The sequence below is a fragment of the Amycolatopsis sp. NPDC003731 genome (genome assembly GCF_053586895.1).
The window spans coordinates 1-7,848 of record NZ_JBSFNC010000254.1; the positions used below are offsets into that span (position 1 = coordinate 1).

Sequence of the window (7,848 nt, forward strand, 5' to 3'; positions counted from 1 at the left end):
CAGCGGCAAGAGGGTCTTTGGTTTTCGCGTGAGATAATGCTGTTCGCACATGTCGAGATAGTTGTGGGTTGCGCAGCACCTCGGTCATGTCTTCCGCCCCGCGGCGACTACCCCGGCTTCGTCAAAGTCCTCGACGAGCACACCCTGGCCCTGCCCGACCGGCCCGGCAACAAGATCGCCGACTCCTTCTGCAACATCGCCGAGAACGACGGCGTCGGCCTGCTGTTCTTCGTCCCGGGCATGCGGGAAACCCTGCGGGTCAACGGAAGCGCGTACGTCACCGACGACCCGGACGTCCTCGCCCGGATGCGCACCGAGGCCAAGGCGCCGGAGCTGGCGATCGTCGTCGACGTCGCCGAGGTGTACTTCCACTGCGGCCGCGCGTTGATCCGGTCGCGCCTGTGGGACCCGGCGAGCCAGGCGCTCGCGGCGGAGCTGCCGTCGGCGGGCGAGATCGCCGGCGAGAAGATGAACGTCGACCCGGCGCTGCTCGACCAGCTCCTCGAAGCGGGATACCGGAAGCTGTACTGACATGCAGAAGACGACCCTGGAGCGCATCGAGCGCGTGACCGAAGACGTCGTTTCGCTGGTCCTGCGCGGCGACGAAGGCCCACTGGCGCCGTGGGAACCGGGCGCGCACATCGACCTGGAGCTGCCGAACTGGCTGACGCGGCAGTACTCGCTGTGCGGCGACCCCGGTGACCTCTCGGCCTACCGCATCGCCGTCCGCCACGACCCGCTGAGCCGCGGCGGCTCGGAGTACGTCCACCTGTTCCTGCAACCGGGGCGGACGCTGACGGTTTCCCTGCCCCGCAACCACTTCCCGCTGCGGCCCGCGCCGGAGTACCTGTTCGTGGCGGGCGGGATCGGGATCACGCCGATCCTGCCGATGCTGCGGTCCGCCGTCGCCTCCGGGGCCGCGGTGACGCTGGCGTACGCGGGCCGTCCGTTCGCCGCCGAACTCTCGTCGCGGTACGGAGACCGCGTACGGCTCGGCCGTCCGGACCTCGCGGCGCTGGCCGAGGAGTTCCCGGCGGCGGAGGTGTACTGCTGCGGCCCGGCGTCGATGGTGGACGCGGCCGAGGCGGTGTTCCCCGCGGTGCACACCGAGCGGTTCGAGCCCACCCGGCGGGCGTTCGGGCCGGACACCCCGTTCGAGGTCGGGTGCGCCCGGTCCGGGGGCACGATCCAGGTCCCGGCGGACGAATCGCTGCTGGACGCGCTGAACCACGCCGGGCGGCCGGTGCCGTCCGCGTGCCGGGAGGGCGTCTGCGGCAGTTGCGAAGTGCGGGTCGTGGCGGGCGAACCCGAGCACCGCGACGACATCGGCGCGGCGGCGGGCCGGATGTACCCGTGCGTGTCCCGCGCGCTGTCCCCGCGGCTCGTGCTGGACGTCTGATGATCCCGAAGGTGCGCCGCCCCCGGACGCGGCGGATGATCACCCTGGAAGTCCGTGCGACCGCCGCACCCAGCCCGGCGTTCCGCACCATCACCCTCGGCGGTCCCGGGCTGGCGGAGTTCGAGCCGGCCGGCGACGACCAGGCGGTGCGGCTGTTCTTCCCGCGCGTGGGTCAGGATCGGCTCCGCATGCCCACGCTGGACAACGAGGGCTGGATGGCCGAACTGCTCGTGCTGCCGAAGTCCCGCCGCCCGTGGGTCCGCAACTACACGATCCGGCGGGCCAGGTCCGGCGAGATCGACATCGAGTTCGCCCTCCACGACGGCGACGCTCCCGCGGCCGACTGGGCGCGTCGGGTGCGCCCTGGCGATCCGGCCGGCGTCTTCGACCTCGGCGTCAGCTACCTGCCGCCGCCCGGGGTGCCGTGGCAGCTGCTGGCCGGGGACGAGAGCGCGCTCCCCGCGATCCTGGCGATCCTCGAGCACGCCGGGGACGACCTCGTGGCGGAGGTGTTCCTGGAAGTGCCCTCCCCGGCGGACGTGCGCGAGATCGAGGCACCGCCCGGGGCACGGGTGCACTGGCTGCCCCGCGCGGAGCCCGGCCGGCGTCCGGGCGCGCTCGCCCTGGAGACGATCCGGGACGCCGTCCTGCCGTCCGGGCCCGCCTACGCGTGGGTCGCCGGGGAGGCCGCGCTGGCGACGGGCGTGCGCCGCCACCTGGTGCGAGACCGCGGCTGGCCGAAGGCGGACATCGCATTCCTCGGCTACTGGCGCCACGGCCGCGCGGCGCCCGGCTGAGCCACCGGCCACACGACACGCGTGATTCAAGGGTCAGCACGCGTGATTCAAAAGCCAGCACGCGTGATTGGAGGGTCGACACGGCGAACCGGCCGGCGCAGCTCGTGTCGACCTTTCAATCACGCGTGTCGACCTCCTGATCACGCGTGTCGGCTGTTCCGTCACGGGGTGGTGGTCACCTTGGTGAGGGTCACCGGGGTCCGGGGCGGGCCGCTGCCGTCGCCGATGCCGGGTTTGGCCCGGTCGATTCCGGCTCGGGCGATGGTGTCGAGGGTTTCCAGGCCTACGTCGTCGATGCTGCCGAAGACCGTGTACTCGGGCGGGATGTCGATGTCGCCGAAGACCAGGAAGAACTGGGAGCCGCCGGAGTCCGGGGCCGCGGTCTTCGCCATCGCAAGGACGCCGCGGCCGTACGTCAGGCCGGGGAACAGCTCGTCGCGGATCGTGTAGCCCGGGCCGCCGGTGCCGTCGCCGACCGGGTCGCCGCACTGCAGCATCTGCAGCCCTGTGGTGACCGACAGGCGGTGGCACGACGTGCCGTCGTAGAAGCCCTGCCGGGCCAGGCTCAGGAAGTTGACCACCGTGCACGGCGCCAGCGCGCGGTCCAGCGTGAGCCCGATGTCGCCCGCGGACGTCGCCAGCCGCACGTCGACCGTACCCGAAGACGGCGCCGGGCCGTCGGGCGGCAGCGCCACCTTCTTCGGGGCCGGTGAGCCGGTGTCCGGGGTGAACGCGCAGGTCACCGGGTCGGCCAGCGGCTTGACCCGCTTCGGCATCGGCGCCCGGCCGCCGGGGATCGAGCCCGGCGTCCCGGGCGCGGCCGCCGAACTCGAAGTCGACGGCGACGGCGTCGTGGTCCGGAACGCGCCGCCGGCCTGGCCGTCCGGCTCGCGCAGGAACCCCGGGTAGCCCCAGGCCAGGAAGGCCAGCGCCATCACCACGACGATCACGACCGACCCGGTGATCACCACGATCGCCAACGTCGACGACCGCTTCGGCGGCACCGGGGGCTGCCACGGCGGACAACCGTACGGCGGCCCGGGTCTGCCGTCCGGCTCGCTCATCCACGCTCCCCTCGTCGGAGAGCACACCCTACTGCCGTCGGAACCGGGCGGAAACGCCGATCAGGGCAGGCCCCACGGCGCGCTCGGCCCGCCCGGCGCCACCGGCCGGACGCCGAAGTCGGGCCGATCCCCCTTCCGGTACACCAACGCGTCCTCACCGCGCCCGAGCTCGACCTGGACGTCCCCACCGGCCAGCCGCCGCCAGCGACGCGCCCGGCCGCGCGCGTCGGTCACCACCAGCTCGCCGTCGATGCCCGGCCGCAGCACGCACGGCGCCCCGGCCTCGCTGTGCACCTTCAGCCAGCGCGTCTTCCCGCCGGTGCGGGACGCGCTGAGCAGGAACGCGCCTTCGGTGCGGAAGTCGCGCAGGGCGACGTCGCCCCAGGCCGCCGGCACCGCCGGGAACAGCCGCAGCACGCCACCCCAGCTCTGCACCAGCATGTCCTGGAGGGACTTCGCCGCCGACAGCGGCGTCTCGATGACCGGCCCGGACTCCTTGTACATCGTGTTCGGCTGGATGTACCGCCGCTGCAGCTCGCCGAGGTAGAACGCGGCCTGCTCGCCGCGCAGCATCTGCGCCGAGATCGACGCCGCCCCGGTGAACGTGTAGCCCTGCAGCGCGCCCTCGAAGCCGACCCAGTGGTTCAGCGACGTCTCGATGATCGCCCGGTGCTCCGGCTGTTCCCAGGTGACGTCGTAGAGCGGGTAGATCTGCAGCAGGTGCGAGTAGTGCCGGTGCGACTTCGCGAACGGCACCCCGGCGCCGATCATGTAGCCGTTGCCGTCGGCCGGGTAGCCGACGAGGTTCGCCAGCACGTCCCGCCAGCGCGGCGCCAGCGGATCGCCGGGCACGTGCTGCAGCAGCGTCTTGCAGCCCCAGCGGATCAGCGAGAGGTCGTAGTTGCAGTCGGGGGCGTTGACACCGTACTCGGGCGAGAACGTCGGCGGCAGGTGGAGCTTGCCGTCCGGCCCGGGCGCGAGGAAGTGCAGGTAGTAGTTGATCGCCCTGCGCAGCAACGGAATCAGCGTGCCCTGGAGCAATACGTGATCGAGAGTGTGCCGGTAGGACAGCCACACGTTGTGCAGCGCCCAGGTGAGGTTGCCGACCTCCGGCGTCGGCGTGTCCTGCCCCGGGATCCCGACCGGGAACCCGCTGGTCGCGTTCGAAACGCCGTTGAGCAGCGTCATGTCCGTCGTCCGCGGGATCCCGGCAGAGTCGGCTTGATACGGAGAAGCGACCTGCGAAGTCAGGTTGGCCCGGTACTTGTCCAGTGCGTAGCTGACGGCGTCGAGCTCCAGGTGGTTGGAGCCGTGGATCAGCCAGTACTCGAGCTGGACGTTGAGGTTCCACCACGTCGCCGGCCACGGCGTGTTCTCCAGCCACGGCCCGGACGTCGCCATCACCGGCGCCTCGCGCCGCGCCGCCGAAGCCACCTTGTACAGCTGGATCCAGTAGAAGCTCTGGAGCCGGGTGTCCGGAATGGACAGGAAGCTCTGCCGGTAGTAGTCGTGCCACCAGCGCCGGTGGTCCTGGGTCAGCGCGGCGAACGGAAGCGCCCGGCGGACCGTGCCCAGCGCCCGCGCGGCCGACGTCTTTTCGGGGTGCGACCACGCCACCGACGTGTACAGCGTGCGGGCGCCGCCGCGCGTGACCTCCCGCCAGGCCGTCACGTGCTCGCCGCCGGCCAGCAGCGGCTGGACGGCCAGCCGCGCGTCACCGCTGCCCGACAGCTGCACCGGCGGGTTCGCGGTGTACCCGGCCGGCGGGGGCTTGTTCCACACCGGATCGGCCCGCGGGCTGACCGCGACCGCCGGGTGGAACACCCACTTGAACCCGCGCTCCCCTTCCGACGGGCGGATTTCGACGGCCAGCAGTGACTGTCCGGTGTGGACGATCGCCCGCAGGCTCAGGCTGCCGGCGGACGTCGTGATCGTGCCGGTCAGCTCGGCGTTCCACAGGTCCATCCGCCAGTCGATCGCGGTGATCGCGCCGGCCGGTTCGAGCGTGAAGTACCCGATCGGCAGCCGGGCCAGGCCGAACAGCGAGCCGAACTCCGGGCGGTGGTCCTGCACCTGGCTGTGCTGGACGTTGAACCGGATCGCGTTCTGCCCCGGCTCGGCGTAGATGCCGGAGCCGAGAAAGCCGTTGCCCAGGAACGGGCCCTCGTACCAGGTCTTCGGCAGCCGCCGCCAGTACAGGTCCGCGGTGCCCAGGAACCCGGCCCAGCCGAAGTCGTCGCCGCCGGGTGCCGCGTCGGCGAATCCCGGGGTCAAGCCGGCGGCGGCGATCCCGGCGAGCGCCCCGCCGAGCACGGTCCTGCGGGTGATGTCCATTCGACCTCCTCGTCGAAGAGCGGTTCAGCTCGGCAGGCCCCACGCGGGTGCGGGGCCGAGCGCGGGGACGTCCCGCGGCCCGGAGTCCGGCCGCCCGCCCCGCGGGGTGACGACGGCGGTGCCGCCGCGGCGCAGCCCGATCGCGATCCGCCCGGGCCCGGCCGCGCGCCACGGCAGCCGGCGCCCGCGCTCGTCGCGGACGTCGACGTCCCCGGCGACGCCGTGCTGCAGGACCAGGGGCTCGCCGGCTTCGCTGTGCACGCGGACGAATTCGGTCGTGCCGTCACGGCGGGAAGCGTCCACGAGGAACGCGCCTTCCGCGCGCAGGCCGGCGATCGAGGCGTCCCGCCAGGTCGCCGAAACCGACGGGAAGACCTTCAGCACCCCGCCGGAGCCCTGCATCAGCATGTCCACCACGGACTGTGCGGCGGTGATCGGGCTTTCGATCGCGAAGTTGGAGCCCTCGCGGTACATCGTGTTCGCGGTCAGCTCGGTGTCGGCGACGATGTTCCGGTCGAGGAAGAACTTCAGGTACCGCAAGGCTTCCTCGGGCGCGTCCATCACCGACTTCATCGACGACGCGGCCGCGTAGCTGTAGCCGTGCCAGGCGGATTGGTCGGCCGCCCAGTGGGTGAAGGTGCGCGTCATGAGGTCGCGGTCGCCGGGTGCGTCCCAGACCTTCTCGCGCAGCGGGTACAGCCACAACAGGTGCGAGAAGTGCCGGTGGGACGCGGCCAGCGGGACGCCGTCACCGATCAGCACGCCGTCGGCCGGATCTTCGTGGTACGGCACGAGCTTCGCGCTGATCTCCCGCCAGATCGGCACGCGCGGTTCGTCGAGGCACAGGATCCGGGCGGTGTCGACGAGCGTCCGGGCCGCCCACCGGATGAGCGACAGGTCGTAGGTGCAGTCGGGCGCGTCGGCGTACTCCGGCGAGCGGGTCAGCGGCAGGTGCAGCGCCCCGTCCGGGCCGGTGACCAGGAAGTGGCGGTAGAAGTTCAGCGCCTTGGCCAGCGTCGGGTACAGGACGTCGCGCAGCACGCGCTTGTCCATGTGGTGCCGGTAGGCCAGCCAGACGTTGTGCAGGCCCCACAACAGGTTCCCGGTCTGGTCGGTCTTGGACGTCGTCCCGGGGACGCCGACCGAGCGCGTGCCGCCGGGCCGCAGCCGCCAGTCGCCCGGGTGCGAAAGAGCGTAGGTGTCGCCGTCGCGGTACGCGGGCGGGACGGACACCTCGAGGTTCGCGTGGTCGCGCCGGAACGTCTCGGTCACGGCGTCGAGTTCGGGGTGGTTGGTGCTGTTGACGATCGGGTAGGTGACCTGGACGTTGAGGTTCCACCAGACGGCGGTCCAGCTGTTGCCGACCTCGGGGAACCACGGCCCCCACTCGGAGACGACCGGCCCGCCGGCCCGGGTGGCGGCGGCGATCTTGTACAGCTGGATCCAGTAGAACCGCTGCACCTGCTTGTCCGGCACCGAAACGAAGCTGCGCCGGTGGTAGTCGTTCCACCAGCGGCGATGGCGGGCGAGCAGCGCGTCCGGGCGGGCGGCAAGCGCTTTCTGCACGGCGTTGCGCGCGTCCGCGGTGTGCGTGGTGCCCGGGAAGCTGTAGGCGACCGTGGCGGCGAGGAGCCGTTTCGTGCCGATCGCGCGTTCCTGCCACGCGGTGGTGTACCCGCCCCCGGCCAGCATGGGCTGCGCGCAGAAGCCGGCACCGAGCTCGGGCGCGGGGTTGGCGACGTACTCGGGCGGCTTGCGGACGGTCCGGGTGGTGGCGGATTCGAGCGGCTGGAACGCCCAGGCGGCGGCGGCTTCCCCGGCGCTGGGCGTCAGCGAGACGAGCAGCACGCCGAGGTCGTTGTGCACGACGGCGGAGAAGGCGACCGAGCCCTGAGTGGTGGTGATGGTGCCGCCGAGCTCGGCGTTGTAGAGGTCGAGCGTCCAGTCGACGGCGGTGATCGCGCCGGCCAGGGTCAGCGTGAGGTACCCGATGGGCAGGCGGGACAGCCCGATGCCGGCCTCCCACTGGATGCGCTGGTCCTGCACCTGGGTGTGGCTCAGCATGAACTTGAGGACCTGCGGGGTCTTGCCGGCGTAGACCTGGACGCCGAGGTAACCGTTGGCGAGGAACGGGCCTTCCTGCCAGTTCTTCGGCAGCCGCCGCCAGACCATCCGCGCATCTCGGGCGACGTCCCGGTACGGGTCGCCGCCGGCGCATCGCGCGCTCGGGCCTGGTGTTCGGCGGCGCGATCGG

General features: G+C 72.0%; 6 protein-coding genes. 3 read left to right on the forward strand and 3 right to left on the reverse strand.

What is annotated here, in order from left to right; genetic code table 11:
* Positions 1–36 precede the first annotated feature (36 nt).
* The 3 genes from ACWDN5_RS45545 to ACWDN5_RS45555 are packed head-to-tail and all read left to right on the forward strand — an operon-like array spanning position 37 to position 2,196.
* A complete protein-coding gene (locus tag ACWDN5_RS45545; RefSeq protein WP_449680661.1) occupies positions 37–531 on the forward strand; it encodes an MSMEG_1061 family FMN-dependent PPOX-type flavoprotein in 495 nt (164 codons plus the stop codon).
* Between the two features lies 1 nt (position 532).
* Positions 533–1,399, forward strand: coding sequence for a PDR/VanB family oxidoreductase (locus tag ACWDN5_RS45550; protein ID WP_310971416.1), 867 nt, complete (start codon positions 533–535; stop codon positions 1,397–1,399).
* The gene (locus ACWDN5_RS45555; RefSeq protein ID WP_449680662.1) at positions 1,399–2,196 is read left to right on the forward strand and encodes a siderophore-interacting protein; all 798 of its coding nucleotides are present in this window, start codon (positions 1,399–1,401) and stop codon (positions 2,194–2,196) included. Before ACWDN5_RS45550 ends, ACWDN5_RS45555 begins: the two co-directional genes overlap by 1 nt.
* A gap of 161 nt (positions 2,197–2,357) precedes the next feature.
* Here the strand turns inward: ACWDN5_RS45555 and ACWDN5_RS45560 are convergent, their stop codons facing one another.
* The 3 genes from ACWDN5_RS45560 to ACWDN5_RS45570 form a co-directional block, all read right to left on the reverse strand.
* Complete coding sequence (locus ACWDN5_RS45560; RefSeq protein WP_449680663.1) at positions 2,358–3,260, reverse strand: peptidylprolyl isomerase; 903 nt, start codon at positions 3,258–3,260, stop codon at positions 2,358–2,360.
* Between the two features lie 60 nt (positions 3,261–3,320).
* Positions 3,321–5,594: a glycosyl hydrolase family 95 catalytic domain-containing protein gene (locus tag ACWDN5_RS45565; protein WP_449680664.1), complete on the reverse strand. Its 2,274-nt coding sequence runs from the start codon at positions 5,592–5,594 to the stop codon at positions 3,321–3,323.
* Between the two features lie 24 nt (positions 5,595–5,618).
* A partial coding sequence (locus ACWDN5_RS45570) for a glycosyl hydrolase family 95 catalytic domain-containing protein (protein ID WP_449680665.1) occupies positions 5,619–7,848 on the reverse strand: 2,230 nt, incomplete at its 5' end.

Bases quoted from the DNA above. Each gene is read 5' to 3' on its own strand.
- ACWDN5_RS45545 (WP_449680661.1), top strand. From the start codon at position 37: ATGCTGTTCGCACATGTCGAGATAGTTGTGGGTTGCGCAGCACCTCGG.
- ACWDN5_RS45550 (WP_310971416.1), top strand. From the start codon at position 533: ATGCAGAAGACGACCCTGGAGCGCATCGAGCGCGTGACCGAAGACGTC.
- ACWDN5_RS45555 (WP_449680662.1), top strand. From the start codon at position 1,399: ATGATCCCGAAGGTGCGCCGCCCCCGGACGCGGCGGATGATCACCCTG.
- ACWDN5_RS45560 (WP_449680663.1), bottom strand. From the start codon at position 3,260: ATGAGCGAGCCGGACGGCAGACCCGGGCCGCCGTACGGTTGTCCGCCG.
- ACWDN5_RS45565 (WP_449680664.1), bottom strand. From the start codon at position 5,594: ATGGACATCACCCGCAGGACCGTGCTCGGCGGGGCGCTCGCCGGGATC.